This window comes from Paenibacillus sp. p3-SID1389, from assembly GCF_025151705.1.
Lineage (GTDB): Bacteria > Bacillota > Bacilli > Paenibacillales > Paenibacillaceae > Fontibacillus > Fontibacillus phoenicis.
In genome coordinates, this window is sequence record NZ_JALXVO010000006.1 from 93,241 (window position 1) to 117,687 (window position 24,447).

General features: G+C 54.7%; 21 protein-coding genes. 19 read left to right on the forward strand and 2 right to left on the reverse strand.

What is annotated here, in order from left to right; genetic code table 11:
• The first annotated feature begins 5 nt into the window (after positions 1–5).
• The 15 genes from M3G15_RS04335 (at position 6) to M3G15_RS04405 (ending at position 17,563) form a co-directional block, all read left to right on the forward strand.
• Positions 6–2,330: an ATP-dependent DNA helicase gene (locus M3G15_RS04335; protein WP_260070180.1), complete on the forward strand. Its 2,325-nt coding sequence runs from the start codon at positions 6–8 to the stop codon at positions 2,328–2,330.
• Between the two features lie 80 nt (positions 2,331–2,410).
• The gene (locus tag M3G15_RS04340; RefSeq protein WP_009223565.1) at positions 2,411–2,800 is read left to right on the forward strand and encodes a heme-copper oxidase family protein; all 390 of its coding nucleotides are present in this window, start codon (positions 2,411–2,413) and stop codon (positions 2,798–2,800) included.
• A 213-nt stretch (positions 2,801–3,013) separates the two neighbouring features.
• Positions 3,014–3,457 (forward strand): MarR family winged helix-turn-helix transcriptional regulator, encoded by a 444-nt coding sequence (locus M3G15_RS04345; protein WP_260070181.1) that lies wholly within the window; start codon positions 3,014–3,016, stop codon positions 3,455–3,457.
• A 203-nt stretch (positions 3,458–3,660) separates the two neighbouring features.
• Positions 3,661–4,059, forward strand: coding sequence for a DoxX family protein (locus M3G15_RS04350; protein WP_260070182.1), 399 nt, complete (start codon positions 3,661–3,663; stop codon positions 4,057–4,059).
• 53 nt (positions 4,060–4,112) lie between these two features.
• Entirely contained in the window at positions 4,113–4,751 is a 639-nt protein-coding gene (locus M3G15_RS04355) for a nitroreductase family protein (protein ID WP_009223568.1), read from the forward strand.
• 35 nt (positions 4,752–4,786) lie between these two features.
• Complete coding sequence (locus tag M3G15_RS04360; RefSeq protein WP_260070183.1) at positions 4,787–5,740, forward strand: ring-cleaving dioxygenase; 954 nt, start codon at positions 4,787–4,789, stop codon at positions 5,738–5,740.
• Positions 5,737–6,372, forward strand: coding sequence for an alpha/beta hydrolase (locus M3G15_RS04365; protein WP_260070184.1), 636 nt, complete (start codon positions 5,737–5,739; stop codon positions 6,370–6,372). Before M3G15_RS04360 ends, M3G15_RS04365 begins: the two co-directional genes overlap by 4 nt.
• Before the next feature lie 180 nt (positions 6,373–6,552).
• Complete coding sequence (locus tag M3G15_RS04370; RefSeq protein WP_260070185.1) at positions 6,553–8,127, forward strand: response regulator transcription factor; 1,575 nt, start codon at positions 6,553–6,555, stop codon at positions 8,125–8,127.
• Between the two features lie 18 nt (positions 8,128–8,145).
• Entirely contained in the window at positions 8,146–9,942 is a 1,797-nt protein-coding gene (locus M3G15_RS04375) for a sensor histidine kinase (RefSeq protein ID WP_260070186.1), read from the forward strand.
• A gap of 16 nt (positions 9,943–9,958) precedes the next feature.
• On the forward strand, positions 9,959–11,488 hold the full coding sequence (locus tag M3G15_RS04380) for a response regulator transcription factor (protein ID WP_260070187.1): 1,530 nt from the start codon (positions 9,959–9,961) through the stop codon (positions 11,486–11,488).
• Between the two features lie 130 nt (positions 11,489–11,618).
• Positions 11,619–13,322: a type 2 periplasmic-binding domain-containing protein gene (locus tag M3G15_RS04385; protein WP_260070188.1), complete on the forward strand. Its 1,704-nt coding sequence runs from the start codon at positions 11,619–11,621 to the stop codon at positions 13,320–13,322.
• 80 nt (positions 13,323–13,402) lie between these two features.
• Positions 13,403–14,368, forward strand: coding sequence for an ABC transporter permease (locus M3G15_RS04390; RefSeq protein ID WP_260070189.1), 966 nt, complete (start codon positions 13,403–13,405; stop codon positions 14,366–14,368).
• A 2-nt stretch (positions 14,369–14,370) separates the two neighbouring features.
• The gene (locus tag M3G15_RS04395) at positions 14,371–15,330 is read left to right on the forward strand and encodes a carbohydrate ABC transporter permease (protein WP_260070190.1); all 960 of its coding nucleotides are present in this window, start codon (positions 14,371–14,373) and stop codon (positions 15,328–15,330) included.
• Positions 15,331–15,395: 65 nt separating this feature from the next.
• A complete protein-coding gene (locus M3G15_RS04400) occupies positions 15,396–16,418 on the forward strand; it encodes an endo-1,4-beta-xylanase (RefSeq protein ID WP_260070191.1) in 1,023 nt (340 codons plus the stop codon).
• A gap of 161 nt (positions 16,419–16,579) precedes the next feature.
• Entirely contained in the window at positions 16,580–17,563 is a 984-nt protein-coding gene (locus M3G15_RS04405) for an aldo/keto reductase (protein WP_016314317.1), read from the forward strand.
• 100 nt (positions 17,564–17,663) lie between these two features.
• Here the strand turns inward: M3G15_RS04405 and M3G15_RS04410 are convergent, their stop codons facing one another.
• Positions 17,664–18,743, reverse strand: a complete 1,080-nt coding sequence (locus tag M3G15_RS04410) for an anthranilate phosphoribosyltransferase (RefSeq protein ID WP_009223579.1) — start codon at positions 18,741–18,743, stop codon at positions 17,664–17,666.
• A gap of 30 nt (positions 18,744–18,773) precedes the next feature.
• Positions 18,774–19,379 carry an ANTAR domain-containing response regulator gene (locus M3G15_RS04415; RefSeq protein ID WP_028540340.1) on the reverse strand — a complete coding sequence of 202 codons (606 nt, stop codon included), beginning with the start codon at positions 19,377–19,379 and terminating at the stop codon, positions 18,774–18,776.
• 489 nt (positions 19,380–19,868) lie between these two features.
• On the opposite strand from M3G15_RS04415, the gene nirB reads away from it, so the two are divergent.
• Genes nirB through cobA form a run of 4 tightly spaced genes read left to right on the forward strand, consistent with a single transcriptional unit; the run spans position 19,869 to position 24,346 of the window.
• On the forward strand, positions 19,869–22,307 hold the full coding sequence (nirB, locus tag M3G15_RS04420) for a nitrite reductase large subunit NirB (protein ID WP_260070192.1): 2,439 nt from the start codon (positions 19,869–19,871) through the stop codon (positions 22,305–22,307).
• A gap of 22 nt (positions 22,308–22,329) precedes the next feature.
• Positions 22,330–22,644, forward strand: a complete 315-nt coding sequence (nirD, locus tag M3G15_RS04425; RefSeq protein WP_174844452.1) for a nitrite reductase small subunit NirD — start codon at positions 22,330–22,332, stop codon at positions 22,642–22,644.
• A gap of 59 nt (positions 22,645–22,703) precedes the next feature.
• Positions 22,704–23,576, forward strand: a complete 873-nt coding sequence (locus M3G15_RS04430; RefSeq protein WP_028540337.1) for a formate/nitrite transporter family protein — start codon at positions 22,704–22,706, stop codon at positions 23,574–23,576.
• The gene (gene cobA / locus M3G15_RS04435) at positions 23,573–24,346 is read left to right on the forward strand and encodes a uroporphyrinogen-III C-methyltransferase (protein WP_260070193.1); all 774 of its coding nucleotides are present in this window, start codon (positions 23,573–23,575) and stop codon (positions 24,344–24,346) included. The genes M3G15_RS04430 and cobA overlap by 4 nt, the downstream gene beginning before the upstream one ends.
• The last annotated feature ends 101 nt before the right edge of the window (positions 24,347–24,447 follow it).

The following is a 24,447-nucleotide window of genomic DNA, read 5'->3' on the forward strand; positions in this document are numbered from 1 at the left end:
GAATTATGGCAAAAGAGTCCACGGTTACGATCGCGGTGCGCCCTCTGGTGGAGTATGTGTTCCGCAGCGGTAGCTTGGAAGGCGGCTTTCGTGCCGCGGTTTCGCTGACGGAAGGCACGAAGGCGCATCAGCAGGTGCAGAAGCAATACGGCGAAGGAGACCAGAAAGAAGTGTATTTGAAGGCGGAGATTCCCTGCGGGGATCTCCTCTTCGTCGTGGACGGGCGTTGCGACGGGCTGCTGGCCGGTGAGGACGGAAGCTTGACCGTGGACGAGATCAAATCGACAGCCGGCGATTTGTCGGCCATCGACGAGGACACCTATCCCGTGCATTGGGCCCAGGCGAAGTGCTATGCCTACATGTACGCCAAAGCCAACGGGCTGAGCGAGATGGGCATCCAGCTGACTTATGTGCAGCTGGATACGGGGGAGCGGAAGCAGTTTCGGACGCGCGCCGGGATCGACGAGCTGGAGACGTTTATGTATGACGTTGTTCAGCGATATGCCCCGTATGCCCGGCTGCTTCGCAACCATCGTCGCGAGCGGAACCGGAGCATCGTGGAGCTGGCGTTTCCGTTTCCCGGATACCGGGCCGGGCAACGGAAGCTGGCGGGCGCGGTGTACAAGACGATCGAGGAAGCCGTTGGTTTGTTTGCCCAAGCGCCAACAGGCATTGGCAAGACGATCTCCACCACATTTCCGGCGCTTAAGGCGATGGGGGAAGGCAAGCTAAATCAGCTGTATTACCTTACCGCCAAGACGATTACCCGGACTGCGGCGGAGAACGCCTTCGCGCTGATGGAAGCGCAGGGTCTGCAAGCTTGGGTCGTCACGCTGACCGCCAAGGAGAAAATTTGCTTTCGCGAAGAAGTCCGCTGCACCAAGGAAGACTGCATGTATGCCGACGGATATTACGATCGGATTAATGGGGCGATCCAGGATATTCTGGCGAATGAGACCCAGCTTGCCCGCCCGGTGATTGAGGCATACGCCCGGAAGCACCGGGTGTGCCCGTTTGAATTTTCGCTGGACCTCTCCTATGCCGCCGATGTAACGATCTGTGATTACAATTATGTGTTTGATCCCAAAGTGTCCTTGCAGCGCATGTTCGCCGAGCAGAAGAAGGAAACCGTGCTGCTGATCGACGAGGCGCATAATCTGGTCGACCGGGCCCGGGAGATGTATTCCGCCGAGCTGCTGAAATCCAGCTTCTTAACGCTGCAACGGGCCTATAAAGCGAAGAGTCCCTCCGTCGCGAAGGCGGCTAAGGCGGTAAACGCCGGGTTCATCGAGCTGCGGAAGCAGGCGGAAGGGCCGTTTTGGGTTGATCGGGCCGCGCCAGAGCTGCTGCTGCAGCGGGTGGAAGCTTTTGCCAAGGCTGCCGAACGGGAGCTGGCGATTGATCCCTCCGCCGCCGGGCAGGCGAATGCTCCAGGCAGTTCGGAAGCCGAGGCGCGGGAGCTGCTGCTTCAGGCTTATTTTGACGCCCTGCATTTCAGCCGAATGGGCAAGCTGTACGATGAGCGGTTCGTCACCTACGCTGAGATCGCCAGGGAGGACGTGCGGATCAAGCTGTTTTGCTTGGATCCTTCTCATTTGCTGCAGGAGATGAGCAAGGGGTTTCGCTCGCGGATTTATTTCTCGGCGACGTTGTCGCCGATGGGGTATTATCGCGACATGTTGGGCGCCGGGCCGGACGATTATTCGATATCGCTGCCTTCTCCCTTCTCCCGGGATCAGCTGGAAGTGGTGGTCGTGCCGCTGTCCACCAGGTATCAAGACCGGGAACAGACACGTGGTCCGCTCGTTCGTGCTTTACAGGAAGTGACCCGCGGCCGGCCGGGAAATTATTTGTTTTTCTTCCCTTCCTACGCCTATATGAACATGATTTACGAAGAATTTGCCGCCTCCAAGGACAAAGGGACAGAGCTGTTGCTTCAGCAGGCGGGGATGACCGAGGAGGATCGGGAGCAGTTTTTAGCCGCTTTTGTGCCAAACCCTGAACCGGGCAGGACCTTTATCGCCTTTGCCGTCATGGGAGGCTTGTTCTCGGAGGGCATCGATCTTGTTGGCGACAGGTTGACAGGCGTGGCGATCGTCGGTGTCGGCTTGCCGCAAATCGGTCCGGAACGCAACTTGATTCGCGACTACTTTCAGGCGACCGGAAGAGATGGCTTTGATTATGCTTACGTGTACCCCGGCATGAATAAGGTGTTGCAGGCCGGCGGGCGCCTGATTCGCTCAGAGACCGACTATGGCCGCTTGGCCCTGATCGACGACCGTTACCTTCAATCGCATTACGCACGGCTGCTGCCGGAGGAATGGCGCTAGAGCACTCCGAATATTCCCTTCAATTGTGACATATTTTGAACATGTAAGGATAACTTGTTCCGGTTGGGGGAGGCGACGGTTTGGGGATCACGTATATTAAGGTTTCGGTTGTTTATTTTGTCATCGGTGTATTGCTAGGCATGTACATGTCCATGCAACATGACTATACTTTATCGGGCGTTCATGCCCATGTGAATTTGCTGGGGTGGGCGTCCTTTGCGTTGGCTGGCGTCATTTATGTGTTGTTTCCGGGAGCAGGGGAAAGTCTGCTGAGCAAAATCCAGTTCTGGACGTACTCCATCGGGCTTCCGGTCATGATGATCAGTTTATCTCTGGTGCTGAACGGTTCCGAACAACTGGAGCCTTTGGTAGCGATTGGCGGAACCCTTGTCGTGATCAGTGTCATCATATTTGCAGTCAACGTGCTGACGAACGTGCGGACCAGCGCGTCGGCTCGCGGCAGAAAGTAACTATAGCACGAGTGAAAGAGGTGCATTCTTCATCAGCTGCCCGGGAGATCGATCTGGTCGGCTGTTTTTTTTTGCAAAGCTGGGTTGACACTTATCTCGATATCATGTATCTTAATATCAAGATATCTCATATTAAGAATTATTCAAGACGCTTGAGGTTACCCTATGCTATAGTTATCATAGTCCGAACACGACATGGAGGTGAGTTCACAGATGGATCCAACGAAGAATGAGGCGCTGCATTTGTTCATCGTCTTGTCCCGGGCCAGCGAGTGGGTACATGCGCATGCGGATAAGGAGATTCGGAAATACGGATTAACCCGGACCGAGTTTGGCGTACTAGACTTGCTGTATCATAAAGGCAGACAGCCGATTCAGCAAATTGGCTCTAAGGTGTTGATGAGCAGCGGCAATATTACGTATGTCGTGGATAAGCTGGAGAAGAAGGGGTACGTCACCCGGAAGGATTGCGTGGAAGACCGACGGTTAGTTTACGCAGAACTCACCGAGCAGGGACGCGAGTTCATCGAAGAGGTGTTCCCGCAGATTACCGGCATCATCGAGGAGGCAGTCAGCGGTCTTTCGCCGGAAGAGAAGCAGATCGCGGGGATGCTGCTGAAGAAGCTTGGGAAATCGGCGCAGGCCGGCTTTAAATAGCGGCAAGGGATTAAGGGGACCCAAATCATTGCTCGCGAAAGAAATTGACTTAACGAAGCTCCGACAGGCGGCGGAAAGGGCGTCAGAGGACGTCTTTTCAGGTCTAATATCTTAATATAAAGATTCTATACATTAAGAGATATCTGATAGGAAAGTATGTCAGGTACGTACACAAATAAAAACAAAAAACAAAGGAGTTAAACATGAATTTGGAATTGGCGTTATTAATTGTTCGTTTGGTGTTGGGATTGACGATGATGGCGCATGGTGCGCAAAAGCTGTTTGGTTGGTTTGGCGGTCTCGGCCCTAAAGGAACCGGCGGTTGGTTTGAAACGATAGGGATGAAGCCCGGGGTGCTGATGGCCGTGTTAGCGGGTCTCGCTGAATTTGGCGGCGGATTGCTGGTGGCGGCAGGTTTATTTACGCCTATAGGTACGGCGCTGTTGATTCTTACGATGATCGTGGCGATCGTATCCGTTCATGGTAAGAATGGGTTCTGGTCGACGTCAGGCGGCTTTGAATACAATTTGCTGCTGATCGCTGTTTTGGTTGGCTTGATGTTGTCCGGGGCCGGGGAATACTCTCTCGATGCTCTGCTATAACAAATCAGATTACTATGAACGCAATAAAGGTTTAATTGAGGAGGAAGTTATCGATGAATTCGCATGAGCATGATTTTACCACGGTTATCAAATCCCGCCGGTCGGCGAATAAATTTATCCCGGGTGTAGAAATCCAAGACAAGGAACTGGAAGAAATCTTTCATCTTACGAAATTCGCGCCGTCGGCGTTTAACTTGCAGCATACCCATTATGTGGTGGTGAAGGATCCCGAATTGAAGGAGCAAGTGTATGAGGCTGCGGCCAAGCAATATAAAGTCCGAACTGCCTCCGCGGTGATCCTGGTGCTGGGAAAATTGGATGCCCATAAGGATGTCGGGATGATGAATGAAGGCCTGCTGAATTTGGGCGTTCTCAGCAAGCAGGAGTACGACATGCTCGTGTCGGATACGATCGGGTTCTATGAAAGCCGGGGCGAAGCGTTTATGCGGGATGAGGCGATTCGCAGCGCCAGCCTATCGGCCATGCAGATGATGCTCATCGCGAAGGACCGCGGCTGGGATACATGCCCGATGATCGGGTTTGATCCCGACGCCATGCGCCGCCTGCTGAACGTTCCGGACAATTACGTGCCGGTGATGCTGATAGCGATCGGCAAAGAAGACAGCTCGAGCTTCCGTCCGCGCGGCTACCGTAAGCCGGTTGGCGAGTTCGTCAGCTTTAACCGTTTTTGAGCATGCTTATCACCCAAAACAAGGAGGAGCTACACATGGTACATCCAACTTCAGGGATTCATCATATTACCGCATTTGCTACCGATCCGCAGGCGAATGTCGATTTTTACGCAGGAGTGCTGGGGCTTAGATTGGTCAAAAAAACGATCAACTTCGATGCCCCGGAGGTGTACCATTTGTACTTCGGCGATGAGGATGGGAATCCGGGAACGATTATGACCTTCTTCCCGACGCCCGGGGCTCGGCGTGGCCGGGTTGGCGGCGGCCAGGTCGGCGTCACTACCTTCGCCATACCGGTTGGCACAATGGGATTCTGGCAGGAGCGTCTGCACAAATTCGGCATCTCCACGACCGAAACCCGCCGATTCGGTGAATCCTATCTGCATTTCCGTGACAAAGACGGACTCCAGCTCGAGCTGGTGGAACGCGCTACCGGCCCGCTAAGCACTTGGTCGTTTGGCGGCATTCCAACCGACAAGGCGATCAAAGGCTTTGGCGGCGCGGTGCTCTACAGCATGGCCCCGGAGAAAACTGCCGCGTTGCTCGAAACCGTCATGGGCTTACAGAAGCTTGGCACAGAGGGCGATTATACCCGTTTTAAAGCCGAGGGTGACCTTGGCGACGTGATCGATGTAAACGTCAAATCGATGGAATACGGCGCGGGCGGAGCCGGAACGGTGCATCACATCGCCTGGAGAGCCCGGGACTTCGCGGAACATGAAGAATGGAGAGTTCGGGTTGCCGAGCACGGCTACCATCCGACGCCAATCGTTGACCGGCAATATTTTCACGCGCTTTATTTCCGGGAGGAAGGCGGCATCTTGTTCGAAATTGCCACGAATCCGCCAGGGTTCGCCAATGACGAGTCGCCGGAGCATTTGGGTGAAAAGCTGATGCTTCCCGCTTGGTATGAACCGCACCGTGCACTGATCGAACAAAATCTGACCCCGTTTGAAGTCCGGGTGCTGAAGGAGGATCTGCAGGGATGAAGCTGAAGCATATCTTCAAGACGGGGACCCTAACGGCCAGCGGTGAAGCGGCGGCACCTACACTGCTTCTTCTCCACGGCACCGGCGGCACGGAGCGGGATCTGCTGCCATTGGCAGAAATCATCTCCCCGGCTTCGGCAGTGCTTAGCGTCCGGGGGAACGTATTGGAGAACGGGATGCCGCGTTTCTTCCGGCGGTTGGCGATGGGCGTGTTCGACGAGGAGGATCTGGTGCTGCGCACGAAGGAGCTGCACGATTTCCTGGACGAGGCGGCGGCGCACTACGGCTTCGATCGGAGCCGCATCGTTGCGGTGGGGTATTCGAACGGAGCAAACATCGCAGCGAGCCTCCTGTTCCACCATGCGGCCGCACTAAGCGGGGCTATTCTGCACCATCCGATGGTCCCACGGCGGGGCGTGCCGCTGCCGGAGATGGCAGGAATCCCTGTCTTCATCGGGGCGGGGCGGAATGACGCGATGTGTAAGCCGGAAGAAACCGAGGAACTGGAAGGGGTGCTCAGAGGTGCGGGTGCCCAAGTGCATGTGCATTGGGAGCCCTATGGACATCAGTTGACCGAAACCGAGGTTCAGGCTGCGGCAGAGTGGTTTCAGGACCATCTGCTGAACCAATAAGACAGGTTTCATCAAAGGCAGTTCGGAGCACATCGCTCTGGACTGCCTTTGTTTGTTGGATAAATTAAGTGCCCACAAATGAGAGATTTTGTGCTAGCATAAAATGTGTGCGCTTACATGGAGGATATTGGTTGAACTATAGATGCATGGAATTTACGTAAAAGGGGAGGGATGGCAGTCATGCTGCAAGTGCTTCTGGTCGATGATGAGCCTTGGGTGCTGGAAGGTCTTCGAACTATGGTGAATTGGGAAAAGCACGGCTTTCAAGTCTGCGGCGAAGCGCTGGACGGTCCGGAGGCCTTAACCAAGATGCAGGAGCTGCGGCCTGAGCTGGTCGTCACGGATATCCATATGCCCGTCATCAGCGGCTTGGAGCTGATTGAACGGAGTAAACAGCTGCTCGCAAGGCCCCCTAAGTTCGTTATTTTAAGCGGATACGACGATTTTAACTACGCACTTACGGCGATGCGGCAACGGGTGGCGGAGTATCTGCTAAAACCGATTGACGAAGACGAGTTCGGGGCGATTCTGGACCGTCTCGGTCAGATGATCGTCGAGGAGCGGGAAATGGAGCAGTCCAAGCTAAGGAAGCAGACGTTGTTTAAAAATAACCTCCTGAACCGATTGATTCAGGGGGAAGAAGGCGCCCGGCTGGAGCAGGAGGCGGCAGCCGCGCTTCAGCTCGGGGGCGAGCCGGAGCTGCGGTGTATGCTGTTCGACGCCGGGATTGATCCGCAAGCTCTAAAGCAGCGGGTGCTTGGTTATTTCTCGAAACCTGCGGATGCGGATCGTTCCTTCCTGGACGGCTCAGGCCGGGTCGGGATGATTATTCGGACAGATGAAATACCGCAGCCGCGTATCGAAGAGATGGGACTGGCGATCAGCAGTGAGCTTTCGGAGATAGGTTCGCCGGCAGTGATCGCCGTCAGCCGCGCCGGGAAGGGGATCCGCTCGATCCGGGAGCTGTATCTGCAAACGATGGAGACCGTCAAAGCGAAGCGTGAGAAGGGGAGAACTGGCTTCTTCTTGCCTTGCCATCACCCGCAGCTCCAGAGTACGGAGGATGTGTTGAAGGGAAAGGTCGAGCTGCTGCTGGACGCCGTGCTTCAAGGGGATCCCGGAACAGCGGGGGCGGCGGTGGAAGAGGTGTTTGGCGCACTTGCCTGCAGCCAGATCGGCGTGGAAACCATGCGGGCCTTCGCAGCCAATATGGAGCTGACGTTATGCCGCAGGATCAAGAAAGCCGGCGGTGATGCCGACGCCTTTATGGTCCGCATGCAGGGGGACGAAGGGGATTCGAACGGCATCAGCGACTACCTGGCGCTCAGGCAGTATCTTCATAGGCTGTGCCAGGAGGCTTCGTTGCTGCTGGCCGGATTGCGCCGGAAGAACGAGAATAACACGGTATTTCAGGTCATTCAGTACGTAGATGAGGAGTTCCGCAGCAAGCTGAAGCTGCAAACCCTCGCCAAGAAGTTTCACATGAATCCGACCTATTTGGGGCAGGTGTTCAAAAAAGAAACGGGCAAAGGCTTCAACGAATATCTCAACGAGAAACGGCTTGAAGAGGCCAAACGCCTGCTGAAGCGCACCTCGATGAAAATTTCCGATATTGCGCTGCAGGTGGGGTATCCGAATACGGACTATTTTATCAGCAAATTCAAACAGTCGATCGGTATGCTGCCCTCTGCCTACAAATCCGAGTTTCAAAATGACGGCTCCAAGAAAGTGGAAGGGTCCAGATCGGCCGAATAAGCCCAAGGTGGTGCGAGCATGGGAAGATGGAGATTCCGGGGAAAAGTGAACGATATTCCGCTGAAGACGAAATTTTTGCTGATCTACTTGATTGGCGTACTGCTGCCGATCCTGGTCATTAACCTGATGTTTATGGGGCGGATGACCGGTTTTATTAAAGAACGCGAGAAGCAGAACCTGGAGATTTCCATGGAGCGTGCCCGAAAGGACATTCATGATTTTATCGACGGCGGGGTGGCTGTCAGTCATGCCCTGAACACGGATAAGACGCTGTATGAAAAGATGGATCGGACCTACTCGGACCCGGTCGATTTTTACGAAACGTTTGATGAGCAGCTGCGCAATCGGGTTACCAGCTACATTCCGGTCAATAATCAGATTCTGCGGATCGGGATATACACCACCAATCCGACGATCGTCCCCGGGGGCAATTATCATTTGATCGATGATGAGGTGAAGAACAGCGAATGGTACCGGATCTGGAGCAGCTCGTCCGACCCGGTGGTCGTCGCTGCGTACCGTGCCTCTCAAGCCTTTAACCGGGCGAATACCGAGTCTTATTTCAGCGTGATCGAGGAGATGGACTACTACGATTCCTATAACACCTTCGACAAGCTGCTAAGGATCGACATTGACCTCAGCAAAATTTACGACGTGATCGTCCGGGAGCGGGACTACCTGGATTTGTATCTGGTCAACGGGAACGATGAAATCATCGTGTCGGCGGACAGCGGCTATCGGCAGGACGCAAGCGTCGGTTATCCCAAGCTTGAATTGTCTGCCGAGGATCGGGAGAAGGGCGTAGTGTCCGTTGCCATCGGCAATGCCAAATATGTGAAAGGCTGGCGGCTGATCGGGATTCCGCAGGGAACCCGGGTATCGAAGGCGATGCTCGATATGCGCCTGTTCGTCGGGATGTTGGCGGCAGCGATCACTTTATTCACGTCGCTCTTTATCTACGTGATGCTCCGATCTTACCATTACCGGGTAAAGCGGCTGTCTCGCCATATGCAGAAGGTCACCAACGAGAAGTTCGATTTGATCAACATCGATGAAGGACGCGATGAGATCGGCGGCTTGATCCGCAACTTTAACATGATGACCGCCCGTATCAACGCGTTGATCAATAACGTTTACAAGCTGGAAATCCAGCAGAAGAGCCTCGAAGCCGAGCGGATGCGGGCAGAGCTGAACTTCTTGCAGAGTCAGATGAACCCTCATTTTCTGTTTAATACGCTGAACGCGATTTTGGTTGTCTGTACGAAAAATAACTACTCCGATGTTACGGACATCATTAAAAACCTGTCCAGGCTGCTGCGCCGGCTGCTCCGCTGGAAGGAGGACCTTGTCACGCTGGAGGAGGAAATTCGGTTTATCGACATGTATTTGAAAATCGAGAAGTTCCGCTTCCGGGACAAATTCGAGTACGTCTTCGACATCGAGGAGGAGGCGCTGCATTATACCATTCCAAAAATGAGCATCCAGCCGCTGGTCGAGAACGCCTGCAAGCACGGAATCCAGGCGGTGCAGGGCACCGGGCTCGTCGCCGTCAAAGCCCGCGTGGAAGACGGCCGGCTTCGCATCGTCATTTCGGATAACGGCAAAGGCATCGAACCGGAGCAGCTGCGGGAAATCCTGCTTTCCGTACGGAGTGAGAACACGCCTGGGAACAGCATCGGCATCCGCAATGTGTATCGCCGGTTTGAGTTGTACTACAACGATCAGGTTCGCTTCAACATCAACAGCAAGCCGGGACAAGGGACGGAAGTATGCATCGAAATCCCGGTCAAACTGCTTCAACACCAGGAAGATTAATCGGGAGGGAATAGCCATGAGATTCAAGGTGTTATTGGTGGATGACGAGCCGGCAGCTTTAGAGGGGATGCAGCTGTGGATCAACTGGCCGGAGTTGGGCTTTGAAATTTGCGGGACCAGCAGCAACGGCGCGGAGGCGCTGGAGAAGATCGGCAAGCTGCAGCCGGATCTGGTCGTCACCGACGTGCGGATGCCGGGGATGGACGGACTGGAAATGATCGAGGCGTGGCAGAAGCAGAATTCCCGGCAGGTCAGCTTTGCGATCGTCAGCGGGTACAGTGAATTTCAATATGCGCAAAAAGCACTCCGCTTCGGCGTCACCCGGTATTTGCTGAAGCCGATTGACGAGGAGATCGCTGCCGAAGAGCTCGGGGCGATTTATGAGGAGCTGGCGGAGGAACAGGAGCGTCAGCGCATTAACCGAATCGCCTCCTACGAGGAAACGGTCAGCCTGCTGAAGGGATTGATCCACCCCTCGCCGGGGCTTCCCATGGATGCGGGGCGGATCGCTGCGCTCTCGAGCCTTCGGGAGGTGTGGAATGTTTGCCTCATTCAGCCTAGAGGCTGCAGCGTCGCCGAGGCCCGGGAGCAAGTTGCAGCTTATGCCGGGGAGCGGGAAGCGATGTATTTCATCGATCTGGACTATGGCGGCCTGGTCTTGGTGTACGGATTTCATCCCGGGGAGGATGGACCGGACGGCGCTATACGGATACGCGAATTGGAGAGCCTGTGCTGCGGTCTCGGAGCAGTAGCATCCGCGGGTCAGGGCGTGGCAAGCCTGCAAGAGATTGCAGCAGCGTTCAGCCAGGCTCAGATAGCGATGCAGCATCAGTTTTATGCGGAGGGCCCTGCCGGGATCAGGGTATACCGTAACGTGGCCGCGCTGAAGTTCCACCGCCAGTACGATCAAACGGAGCTGGCGGATCGCATCGTGGGGGCGCTCCAGCTGCTGGACAAAGCGGGTTTGGAGGAAGGCTTGTCCGAGGCGGAGCATAAGTTCCGTGAACATTACCTTACGCCGGACATCGTACGTAAATTTGTGATTCATTTATCTTACCTGATGGTGGAACACCTGGAGGAACTCCCGGACAAGGCGGCGGAGCTGCAGAGCAAATACGATATTCCCGGCATGGCCTCGGCGGCACCAACCCTGCGGGAATTAATGGACCGTATCCATGCGTTTGGGATGGAATGCATCGATTGGCTCCTGAAGGACAAAACCGAACGGTCCCAAGGGGTGATCCAAGACATTAACGCCTATATCCGGGAGCATTACCGCGAGCCATTGACGATCAAGAAGCTGGCAGAGGTGTTTTACCTTCATCCGGTCTATTTAGGCCAATTGCTGCAGAAGAAGAACGGCGTTCATTTTAACGAAATGATCCATAACTATCGCATTGAAGAAGCCGTCAGGCTGCTCCGGGACGGAAGCTTGAATAACGGCGAGGTGGCCGAGCGAGTGGGTTACGCGAACTATGGCCAATTTCTCAAGCAATTTGAAAAAAGATTGCAAATGTCGCCTAACGAATACCGAAACAGGAACTGAAATTTTGAAGGTTGAACCTTTAATTGTGAACTAGTTGCGGCTGGGTAGCGCTTTTAGAATTAAAGATAAGTTGGTGAAAGGGCTTTCAAAAAAGCTTGAACATCAACAAATCATTACGGAGGTGCTTTACATGGGGGGCAAGACCAAATCAATGCTCCGGCTCAGCGTCATCCTGCTGTTATCGCTCAGCGTCATCCTAGCGGGATGCGGCAGCGGTAATAACAACGCTACCACAGCCGAAACCAACACCGGCAATCCAGCCACTACAGGAAACAATGCCGGAGATAAAGTCGAACCGTTTGAAATCACTGCGTTTATTGGTGAAGCCGGCCAACAGCCGACGCCGGACAACAAGATTTACAAGAAGATTAAAGATGAGCTGGGCGCCACGTTTAAATTTGAATTTCTTGCCGGGGATATTAACCAGAAGCTTGGCGTTATGATCGCGGGCTCCGATTATCCCGATATTATGACCGGCAATACGAAGTTGACGGCGGCAGGCGCTTATATTCCTTTGGAAGACCTGATTGAAGAACATGCTCCGAATTTGAAGAAACACTATGAGAAGTACTGGAACATGATGAAGGACCCGAACGACGGCCATATCTACATCCTGCCAAACTACGGGGCTTATAACGGGGAAGTCAGCACGACCTGGTATTCGGGCCCGGCGTTCTGGATCCAAAAGGCCGTTCTGGAGGAAGCGGGATATCCGCAGGTCAAAACGCTTGACGAATATTTTGATCTGCTTGTGAAGTACAAGGAGAAGCACCCGACGATCGATGGAAGCCCCACGATTGGTTTCGAAATTCTGAATTACGACTGGAGAAACTGGGGGCTGTTTAATGCGCCGCAGCATCTGATCGGACACCCGAATGACGGCGGCGTTGTCGTGAATAACGGCAAAGCGGAGATTTTCGCCGACAAGGATTATGCGATGCGGTACTACAAGAAGCTGAATGAAATGAACGCCTTAGGTTTGATCGATAAAGAGACGTTTACGCAGAACTATGACCAATATCAAGCGAAAATTTCCAGCGGCACGGTGCTCGGATTTTTCGATCAACACTGGAACTTCCAAAGTGCGGAGAACGTGTTGATTACGGCGGACAAACATGAAAGAACCTATGTGGGATTGCCGCTGGTTTATGATACAAGCATTAAAGATTACTATCTTGACCGCCCGGCGCTGAATTTGAACAACGGCTTTGGGATCAGCGTAAATGCCGGTAAGGAAAAAGCGATCAAGATCCTGAAGCTGTGGGATCGCCTGATTCAAGAAGATTGGCAAAAAATCCTCTCCTGGGGGATCGAAGGCGAAGACTACATCGTGAACGAAGAGGGCCGCTTTATGAAAACCCAGGAACAACGCGACCGGTTTACGGATGCCACTTGGAAGCTGGCCAATAAGGCGGATACGCTTTATAGCTTCAGCCCGAAAATGCAAGGTTATTTCAGTGACGGCAATGCGACGGATGCCGCCGCTCAACCGGAAGAATACAAAGCTTCGCTGGAGGAATATGATAAGAAGTTCCTTGAAGCGTACGGATACAACAGTTATGTCGATTTCTTCAGCCCGGCTCCAGAGAACCCGATCTATTATCCGGCATGGTCGGTTGACTTAGTGGAGGGTTCGGAAGCCAAGGTAGTGAACACCAAACAAAATGATCTGTCTACGAAATATCTGCCTAAAGCAATTTTGGCTGACCCAGCCGACTTCAACAAGGTATGGGATGAATACGTGGGAGAAATCCACAAGCTCAACATTAAAGCTTATGAAGACCGCATCAACGAAGTGTTGCAATGGAGAATTGACAACTGGACCGTAAAATAATCCAGGGATTCAAGCGGAGAATGGAAGGCATCCAAGCCTTCCATTCTTCGAAATCTTAGGCTTTGTGGGGAGAACAAATTATGGATGAGACCTTAATGGAAAAACACGCCGTCCCGAAAGCGAAAAAACGAAAACAACAGCAAATAACCTGGTCCCTGATCAAGAGTCAACGGCAGTTGATCTTCATGTCGGTCCCGTTATTGGCTTATATTATATTGTTTGCTTATGTCCCGGTGTGGGGCTGGACGATGGCGTTTCAAAATTATAAGCCGGCAAGAAGCTTTGGCCAGCAGGAATGGGTCGGGTTCAAGCAATTCAAGTTCCTGTTTACGGACGACAGCTTCCTTCGGGTGCTGCGCAATACGCTGGGAATGAGTATCATCAACCTGGTGCTAGGCTTTGTCACCGCAATCGCTCTGGCCTTGCTGCTGAATGAAATCAAGAAGATTTTCTGGAAAAGAACCGTCCAAACCATCTCGTATCTTCCGCACTTCCTGTCCTGGATCATCGTCACCGGGATCGTCGCGACCTCCCTTGCTTCCGATGGCATCGTCAACGACGTCCTGATGCGGCTGCATCTGATCAAGGAGCCGATCCTGTGGCTCAGCGAAGGCAAGTATTTCTGGGGTGTCGTTGGTGCATCCCATGTCTGGAAAGAGGTTGGCTGGAACACGATCATTTATTTGGCTGCGATGGCGGCGATTGACCCGGCATTATACGAAGCTGCGGATATCGACGGAGCCAGCCGATACCGGAAGATGCTTCATGTCACACTTCCCGGCATTAAGCCAACGATTGTCATTCTGCTGATCATGTCCATCGGTCATATTCTGGAAGCCGGCTTCGAGGTCCAATACCTGCTCGGGAACGGTCTGGTGGTTGACTGGGCGGAAACGATTGATATCTTCGTGCTGAAATACGGGATTGCCCAAGGCAACTACTCCCTGGCAACCGCCGGCGGGATATTCAAAACGGTCGTTAGCGTAACCATGCTGCTCTTCGCGAACTGGATCGCCAAACGGCTAGGGGAAGAGAGGCTGTTATAGAGATGGCAAACCAAACGATCACCCCAGAGCGAGTATCTGCTGCTGCTTTGCAAAGACGGGTCGGACGAGGCAAGGTGGAGCCGGTGATTTTTCATACACTGAATACCATCTTCATGATCTTTCTCGTCGTCGTGACGTTGTATCCGTTTCTGAACACCATCGTGGTTTCGTTTAACGCGGGGAACGATACGATCCGCGGCGGGATCTACCTGTGGCCGAGACAATTTACGCTTCAGAACTATAAGGCGATCTTCGTCTCCGGCACGATCTACGATGCCTTCCTGATTTCGGTGGCGAGAACGGTGTTGTCCACGATTCTGAACATCTTCCTGACAACGATGCTCGCCTATACGCTGAGTCGGCGGGAATATGTGTTCCGCAAGCCGATCACGTTGATTTTCGTGCTTACGATGTATTTTAATGCGGGGTTGATTCCAGGGTATTTCCTGATGAAGGATTTGCATTTGATCAACACGTTTTGGGTTTACGTTGTTCCCTCGATGATCAGCGCATTTAACTTGATCGTCATCCGGACGTATATCGGCACGATTCCCGAGAGCTTGGTGGAGTCGGCGAGAATTGACGGGGCAGGTGATTTCAAAATCTTCTGGTCCATCATCTTCCCGCTGTGCAAACCGGTATTAGCGACGATCGCGTTATTTGTGGCCGTAGGGGCCTGGAACTCCTGGTTTGATGCGTTCCTGTATACGTCCTCGAGACAGGAGCTCAGCACCCTGCAATATGAGCTGATGAAACTGCTGTCTTCCAGCATGAATGCCAACAGCAATCCGGCCGTTGCCAACGGGGCGGGCATGACCCAGGATACGGCGGCTTCCATGGTCACTCCGTTATCGATCCGGGCGGCGGTTACCGTGGTGGCATCTGTTCCGATCCTGCTCGTATATCCCTTCATGCAAAAATATTTCGTGGTAGGCCTTAATGTAGGGAGTGTCAAAGAATAATCGTTTTTATTTCGTGAACCGCTCGTTTGAGTATTTTCCCAGCGTGGCAGAGGAGGGGATCCATCATGAATCCAACGTTCAGTTCCGTACCGGCATTAAAGGAGCTGTTTGCGGCGGACTTCAACATCGGGGCGGCGGTGAATCCGACGACGATCCGGACGCAGGAGGCGTTGCTGGCTTATCATTTTAACAGCCTGACTGCGGAGAACGAGATGAAGTTCGTCAGCGTGCATCCGGAGGAGCAAACCTATACCTTCGAGGCGGCGGACCGGCTGGTCGAATTCGCCCGAGAGCACGGCATGGCCATGCGGGGACACACGCTCGTATGGCATAACCAGACGTCCGATTGGCTGTTCCAGGATCGCCAAGGCGGGAGGGTAAGCAAGGAGGTGCTGCTCGGAAGGCTCCGGGAGCATATTCATACCGTTGTGGGCCGGTACAAGAACGAGATCTACGCCTGGGACGTCGTCAACGAGGTCATCGCGGACGAAGGGGAAGCGCTGCTGCGCACTTCCAAATGGACGAAAATCGCGGGACATGAATTTATCGCCAAAGCGTTCGAATATGCGCATGAAGCCGATCCGCAGGCGCTGTTGTTTTATAACGACTACAACGAATCGAATCCTCTGAAACGCGATAAAATTTACACACTCGTTCGTTCGCTGCTGGAGCAAGGGGTGCCGATCCATGGCATCGGATTACAAGCGCACTGGAACCTGTACGATCCATCGTTGGATGAGATTAAGGCAGCGATTGAGAAGTATGCTTCGCTGGGTTTGCAGCTGCAGCTGACGGAGCTGGATATCTCGATGTTCCGCTTCGATGACCGGCGAACCGATTTGACCGCGCCAGAGCCGGCGATGCTGGAGCAACAGGCCGAGCGTTATGAAGCCGTGTTCCGGCTGTTGCTGGAGTATCGTGACGTCATTAGCGGCGTTACCTTCTGGGGAGCAGCGGATGATTATACCTGGCTGGACAATTTTCCGGTGCGCGGCCGGAAGAACTGGCCGTTTCTGTTCGACGCCCAGCACCAGCCGAAGGCAGCTTATCACCGTGTGGCGGCATTGGCTGCGGAGCAACGAGCATAACGGTACGCATACAGGGAAAGCAACGATATAAGGAAAACGCTTTATTCTGCTAGCGTTTTCGGTGTAAAATGAGAGAGGCCCTTCTGGTTGGAAGGGCCTCTTTTGAAGTATACAGAACCTGTTCAGAATCTGGACCTATCGAACCTTAGGAGGGAAATTCGATGAAATATCGGGAGCTTGGAAACACGGGTCTTCAAGTCAGCGAAGTGAGCTTCGGCACTTGGGCCATCGGCGGAAGCTGGGGCAACACGAATGATGATGAAGCCCTAAAGGGATTGGATAAAGCGATTGGAGAAGGCGTTAACTTCTTTGATACGGCGGATGTCTATGGTGACGGACATGCGGAACAATTGCTCGCCAAAGCGACCAAGGGGAAGGAAGACGAAATCTATATCGCGACCAAATTTTGCCGGGCCGGCGATATTCATGACCTGGAGACGTATTCCGAAGCGCGGGTACGGGCTTATTGCGAAGCGAGCCTCAAACGGTTAGAGCGCGAGCGTATCGACCTGTATCAGATCCACTGCCCGCCGTTGGCTGTGTTGAAGGACGGCCGGGTCTTTGAGGTGTTGGACAAGCTGCAACAAGAGGGGAAAATCCGCCACTACGGCGTAAGCGTAGAGACGGTGGAGGAAGGGCTGTTCTGCCTAGGAGTGCCGGGAGTTAAGGCGCTGCAGGTCATCCTGAACCTGTTCCGTCAGAAGCCGCTCGCAGAGCTGCTGCCGAAGGCACACGAAGCCGGTGTAGGCATCCTTGTGCGGCTTCCGTTGGCCAGCGGCCTGTTGACCGGTAAATTCACGCCGGACACGACATTTGCGGCCGACGATCACCGCAACTTTAACGCGAACGGCGAGCAGTTCAACGTCGGTGAGACGTTTGCTGGCTTGCCGTTCGTTAAAGGTGTTGAGCTGGCGGCCCAGCTCCGCTGGATCGCCGAAGGACGCGGGGACATGGCCCGCGCGGCGATGCGCTGGATTCTAGACCAGCCGGAAGTTTCCTGCGTGATCCCGGGCTTCCGCAACGTGCGTCAGGTCGAGGACAACCTCGGCGCAATCGACGTGCCTTCCTTCAGCAAGGAAGAGTTAGAGCGGCTGGCCAACTTCTACCAAAACGAAGTTGCGCAGCATATCCGCGGGGCGTACTAAAGCGAAATCACCTTATTCACCGAGCGTGGCCATCAAATTGGCGTGATTCCCGGGAATAAGGTGAATGATTCGAGAAAGCCTCCCATCATTCGCCTTGAAATCAGGCTTGATGGGGGGCTTTTGCGCGTTCTGCGGCGGCCGATTGCTCCAAGCGCAGCGTGTCGCGCCAACTGCAGTAAGTCGCCCATGGACTGCCGTCGTCCAGAAGGGCCTTGCAGGTGTAAATGCCCTCTTCGATCGAATCGACGCGCCCGGCGAGCTCCAGGCGAACCGCTCCGTTCAGCAGCACCTGGTTTACGTAAGCCGGGTGCGCTTGCCCTTGCAGCACCTGTTCGGTAACGTGCAGCTGTTTGGCTGCGTTCCAGGCGGTATCGTCTTCTTCGGGCAGCGGGGTGTCCAGCCCGTACGTTTCCGGATCGATAATGTTCAGCTTCGCTTCACCGTTGCCCACCACATAGGTGCGGGTCGGCCGATCGATAAACAGGTCCTCTGAGCCTTGTGCCCCTTGGACGATCAACGCTTTCCGGTAATCCAGCTGCTCGATGAGCTGGGCCATCCGGTCGAACACAGTATTATGGTATACACCATACACCAAATAAGGCGAATCGCTGAAGTCCAGCAGCTTCTCGATCGTATTCAAGATCGTCCGCAGACCCAGCTCTTCGCGGATCGGACGAAGCTTCTCCAGCGGCGGGCACCAGACCTCAGACGGCACGAACCGGACGCCGGAGAAGTCTGCCGGGCGGGCTGCCGGCGCCCACTCCATCAAGCGGCTGTCCACGCCCAACTCGTCAAGCAGATCGGTCAGGGTCACGCCCCACTTGGGCGGGAGCGACGGGGTGCCGTGCAGCGTGACGGGTAAACCTCCTGAAGCCAGCAGAAAGGAGGTGGCAAACGTCGCCATAAAGGAGGTGGTGCGGCCGTCATAAGGTCCGGCACAGTCGAGTCCCTGAGGAATCGGCGAGCGACGGGCATGTTTGCGAAAGACGGTCACAAATGCTTTCAGTTCCGCCACGCTCTCCAGCTTGATCCGCTGTGCCATAAAGAAGGCGCCAATCTGCGCCGGAGTCGCTTGGCCGCTGATCATCAATTCGGCGGCTTCGGTTGCTTCCTCATAGGTCAAGTCGCGGGCGCCTCTTTTGCCTCGTCCTACTTCCTTCAGGATTTCTGTCATCGTCATCGGGAGCCCCCCTTTGTTTGTAAGATCGGTTCAAAATTTTAATTGCTGATGGGCTTTGACGACCGAAGTCGCCACATCCACCATCCGTTTCCGTTCATTCATCGCCCGCTTGCGCAGCATGTCGTAAGCCTCGGCTTCGGACACTTTGTTCACGTCGCACAAGATACTCTTGGCCATGTCGATCCACTTCCGTTCCTCCAGCCGGGAGACCAATTGCGCCCGTTCATTCTGCCAGGTTTGCCTCTCAAAAAAATGCCTAGCGCTGAAATGCAGCGCCCAATGCAGCTCCGATGCCGTCATGGACGGGGAGAGCAGGCCGTCAACGGGGACCTCTGTCTCACATGCCTCCAATGAGGAGCTTGCCGTCTCGGGGCTACACCACCAGAGGAGCGGGAGTGGCTTCCACTTGAGCAGCGTGTTGCCCCAGCGCTGCATCCCCTCAAGCGGCATATCCAGCACCGCAGCGTCAACCTCCTTGATCCGCTTGCGAATTTGCGGCTCCTGACAGGAGGCGAAGACTTGATACCCGCTCGTTTTGAGGAAGGTTTCGGGATCAGCCAAGGGCAAAGACTTCAGGGGATCTGTCGAGGCAGTCCCGGGTAAACCGGCTTCGCGAATGACCAATAAGAAGCGCATCGAGAGGGATCCCTCCTATCCATAACGATCTGTTTCATAATCCAAGCGGTGTTTAGCTTTAAAGTCATAAAGGATCGAGATACACGAATAACTTCAACAACTGCAACTGCGAAATTGCAGCGAGGAAAGAAAACCTTACATCACATTTCAAATTTTAAAGGATAAATGTATTTTCTCGCCTTTTTTCTGAAAAATCAATACAAATGTAATGAAAACTGACATAAAAATTTTAATCACACAATTTTATGTAATGTATATTGACATAACCTCCAACCTCCTTTATAGTTAATGTCAACTCAACACTTGATTCAAATTTGTTTATTCAAAAATTCGATCGTAATCATGCCGGGTACAATGGGGTGCCCGCTAGAAGCGGCAATGGAGCCTGTCTTCGCAATCCGTAGAAATCACGTGGTGTAGCTGCGTGTCTCTAGGGGCGAAGCAGGCTTTTTGTGTTTTCTTGGTAATTTGGGAAAAGGGGAGATGGAGATGAACCAAAAGAAAAAGATGGTGCTGGTCGGTAACGGGATGGCGGGAATCCGCACGGTGGAGCATGTGCTGAAGCTGGCTCCGGAGGCGTACGAGATTACGGTCTTCGGTGCAGAGCCGTATCCGAACTACAATCGGATTATGCTGTCTTCGGTGTTGGCTGGCGGGGCAGACATGAAGGAGATTGTAATTAACGATTTGGCCTGGTACGAGGAAAATCACATCAACCTCCATCTGGGCGATGAGGTTGTTCGGCTCGATACCGATAAGCGCAAGGTCGTATCGGCCTCCGGGGTAGAAGCAGAATACGACGCATTGATTTTGGCCACGGGCTCCAATCCATTTATCTTACCGATTCCCGGGGCACGCAAAGATGGTGTCATCGGGTTCCGCAATATCAAGGACTGCGAGCTGATGATGGAGGCCTCCCGCAAACATAAAAAAGCTGCGGTGATCGGCGGCGGTCTCTTAGGCCTGGAAGCGGCCCGCGGGTTGCTTAATCTCGGCATGGACGTAACCGTCGTGCATATCCATCCTTACTTGATGGAGCGTCAGCTCGACGAGCCGGCATCGCGGATGCTGCAACATGAGCTGGAAGCGCAAGGCATGAAGTTCCTCATGCAAAAGCAAACAGCCAGCATTTACGGCGGACGGCGGGCCGAGGGGCTGGAATTTGCAGACGGAAGCCGGTTGGAAGCGGACCTCGTTGTGATGGCCGTCGGCATCAAACCAAACATTGAATTGGCAAAAGAGGCAGGCCTTAATGTGGCGCGAGGCATTATCGTCAACGATTATCTTGAAACCAGCGCACCGGGGGTTTATGCCGTTGGGGAATGCGCTGAGCATCGCGGCATCGCCTACGGGCTGGTGGCCCCGCTCTATGAGCAAGGCAGTGTATTGGCCAAGCGGCTGGCTGGTGTCGAAACCGCCGCGTACGAAGGATCCGTCACTTCGACGAAGCTGAAGGTATCGGGAGTAGATGTTTTTTCTGCGGGATATTTCAATGATGCGCCAGGCACGCGCTCGCTGCGCCTTCAAGACGAACTGGAGGGCACGTACCGTAAAATCGTCCTGCAAGACGATCGGCTCATCGGCGCGGTACTGTTCGGCGACACAACGGACGGCCCATCGTTATTTGCCAAGATCAAAAGCGGAGAATCCGTAGCCGGGAAAGAGAAGGAGCTGCTGCTTGGGTTTACTCCGGGTCAAGCCGGGGCAGGGGCCTCGTCCCCGAATGCCCGGTTGGCCGCAATGGCGGACGACGAAATCATCTGCGGCTGTAACGGCGTCACCAAAGGCACCATCGTCGAAGCGGTGAAGGGCGGCTGCTCCAGCGTCGGCGAGATCAAAGCGTGCACGAAGGCGTCCGGCTCCTGCGGCGGCTGCAAACCGCTGGTCGAGGGACTGCTGCATCTATATGCAGAAGGCGATGTCAAAGCGGTGAAGGAAGGCATCTGCGGCTGTACGCCGCTGGGCCGTGACGAAATTGTCGCCAGCATCAAGGAGATGGGGCTCAAGAGTGTGCGCGAGGTGATGAACGTGCTGGAATGGCGCGAGCCGGAGGGCTGCTCGAAGTGCCGCCCGGCGTTGAACTACTACCTGGGGATGCTGTGGCCGGCTGAGTATGTGGATGAGAAAGAATCCCGCTTCGCCAACGAACGTTACCATGCCAACATTCAAAAGGACGGGACGTTCTCTGTGGTGCCTCGGATTTACGGCGGTGTAACCTCACCGGCTGAACTCAAGCGAATTGCGGCGGTTGCCGAGAAATACCAAGTGCCGATGGTGAAGTTCACCGGCGGACAGCGGCTTGACCTGCTGGGCGTAAAGAAGGAAGATTTGCCGAAAATGTGGGAGGAGCTCGATATGCCGTCCGGTCATGCGTACGGCAAGGCGCTGCGGACGGTGAAGACCTGCGTCGGCTCCACGTTCTGCCGGTTCGGGACCCAAGATTCCATTAGCATGGGCATTCAGCTGGAAAAAACGTTTGAACGCCTGAACACCCCCGGCAAGGTTAAACTGGCGGTATCGGGTTGCCCGCGGAACTGCGCCGAAGCCACGATTAAGGACCTTGGCGTTGTGGCTATCGACGGCGGTTGGGAGATCTATGTGGGCGGTAACGGCGGTGTGAAGGTTCGGGCGGCAGATTTGCTCTGCGTAGTGAAGACCGAAGATGAAGTGGTCGAATGGACCGCAGCGTTCTTGCAGCATTACCGTGAGCAAGCCAGCTGGAACGAACGGACAGCGCAGTGGGTTGAGCGGGTAGGATTGGACGCCATCAAGGCAGTGTTGGAGCAAGCCGATGAACGGAAAGCACTGGCTGAGCGGATTCAGGACACCTTAAGCCGGACGACAGACCCGTGGAAAGAAATTATTGAAAACCAGGAGCTGCGTAAAAACTTCGAACCGCTGCGAGACGTACAACTGCAAAATTCTTGATCTTTTTTGGGGGGCAGATACCATGATAACTAAAATTCAAGTGGCACGGTTGGACGACATTGATCGGCTTGGTTCACGTACGGTGTTTGTTGAGGGGAAGGAGGTTGCGATTTTCCGCCTCAGCGACGGCAGTGTTCACGCCATTGAAAACCGCTGTCCGCACAAAGGCGGCAAGTTGTCAGAAGGGATGGTGTGCGGTGCAGCCGTGCACTGTCCCCTGCACGATTGGAAGATCAATCTGCGGAGCGGACGTGTCCAAGAGCCCGACCATGGGGAGGTCACGGTCTATGAGATCGAAGTGGATGAAGCGACCGGAGCTATATATATTTCACTGTAGCGTATAGGGCGTATAGAGCGTATAGAGAATCGCAGTGCGAATAAAGGAGTGGACGAACCATGGATTACGTCAAACCAGGAGAAGTACTAGGGAGCATGATTGAGACCGGGAAAAATAAAGCCAACCTCAGCATTCTGCAGCTGCTGGTCAAAGGATTTTTGGGCGGAGCGATCCTGGCGTTCGCCACCACCTTGGCGTTTACCGCGACGCAACAGACCTCGCTGGGGATCGTGGGGGCGGTGATTTTCCCGGTTGGCTTTGTGATGATCGTCCTGTTGGGCCTGGAGCTTGTCACTGGCAGCTTCGCCTTGATCCCGCTGGCTGTGATGGAACGGCAGGCTTCGCCGGGGCGGATGTTGTCCAGCTTTGGATGGGTGATCCTCGGGCATCTCATCGGCTGTGCTGTGTATGCTGTTCTCTATGGGCTGACGATTACGAAAATGGGCACGGACCTGTCCCACCCGCTTGTGCAGATGTTGATCCAGACGAGCGAAGCGAAGACGCTGGCTTACAAGCAGATGGGCGGCAGCGGTCTCGCGCTGGTCACCATCAAGGCTGTTCTGTGTAACTGGATGGTTACGCTGGGCGTGGTGATGGCGATGACCTCGAAGTCGACGGCAGGCAAAATCGCAGCGATGTGGTTGCCGATCCTGATCTTTTTTGCACAAGGGTTCGAGCATGCGGTCGTGAATATGTTCGTCATCCCGGCTGGCATGATGCTGGGAGCGGACGTCAGTATGGCCGACTGGTGGTTGTGGAACCAAATTCCTGTCTTGATCGGCAACTTCCTGGGCGGCGTCGTGTTCACCGGTTTGATGCTGTATGTGGCGCAAAAAGGCAGCTTGCGGCGCGGAGTAGCCGCGCAGGTTGCAGGAACGGAAATGGCTGAGCCGGATGGCCGCGCGTTGTCCGTGGCAGGGGAACGCCTATGAAGCCCCCCGGGATGGTAAGTATTATCGGAGCGGGACCCGGCGACCCCGAGTTGATCACGGTCAAGGCGATGAACCGGCTGCGGGAAGCCGAGGTCGTGTTGTACGACCGCCTCGTCAGTGAAGAGCTGCTGCCATACGCCGGGCCGTTCGCGGAGCTGGTGTACGTCGGCAAGGCGCCGGGACGCCATGCGATGCCGCAGGAGGAAATCGAGCGCTGGCTGATCCGCTACGCCATGGACGGGAAGCGGGTCGTGCGCCTGAAGGGCGGCGACCCGTTCGTCTTCGGGCGCGGCGGGGAGGAGGCGCTGGCGCTGGCCGCTGCGGGAATCCCCTATGAGGTGATTCCCGGCATCACATCAGCGCTGGGCGCGGCGGCTTCCGCCGGCGTGCCGCTGACGCATCGCGGGGCGGCCGCCTCGTTCGCCTGTGTGACCGGCAGCCGCTGCCAGGGCGATCAGACGCCGATCCGCTGGGACCTGCTGGCGCATAGCGTCGACACGCTGGCGATCTACATGGGCGTCAGCCAAATCGGCGCCATCCGCGAGGAGTTGCTCCGCCATGGCAAGTCGGCTTCAACGCCGGTGGCGTTGATCGAACGCGGTACGACCTGCCGGCAGCGCACGTTCACTTGTACCTTGGACGACATGCACAAGCTGGCCGCCGCCGTGAAGCTAAGCAATCCGGCGCTGATCGTCGTCGGCGAGGTGGTGCGCGTCCGCGAGCAGCTGCAGTTGTTTGAGCATCAGGCGGAGGTGTACTACGGGTCGTGAAGCGAGGGAGGTCATGGGTGGTTGCTAACTTACTACCGCCCCACTGTCCCTTGCTTATAGACTAACTGCAAAAGTGCAGTTCATTTTGAGGAAAATCGGCT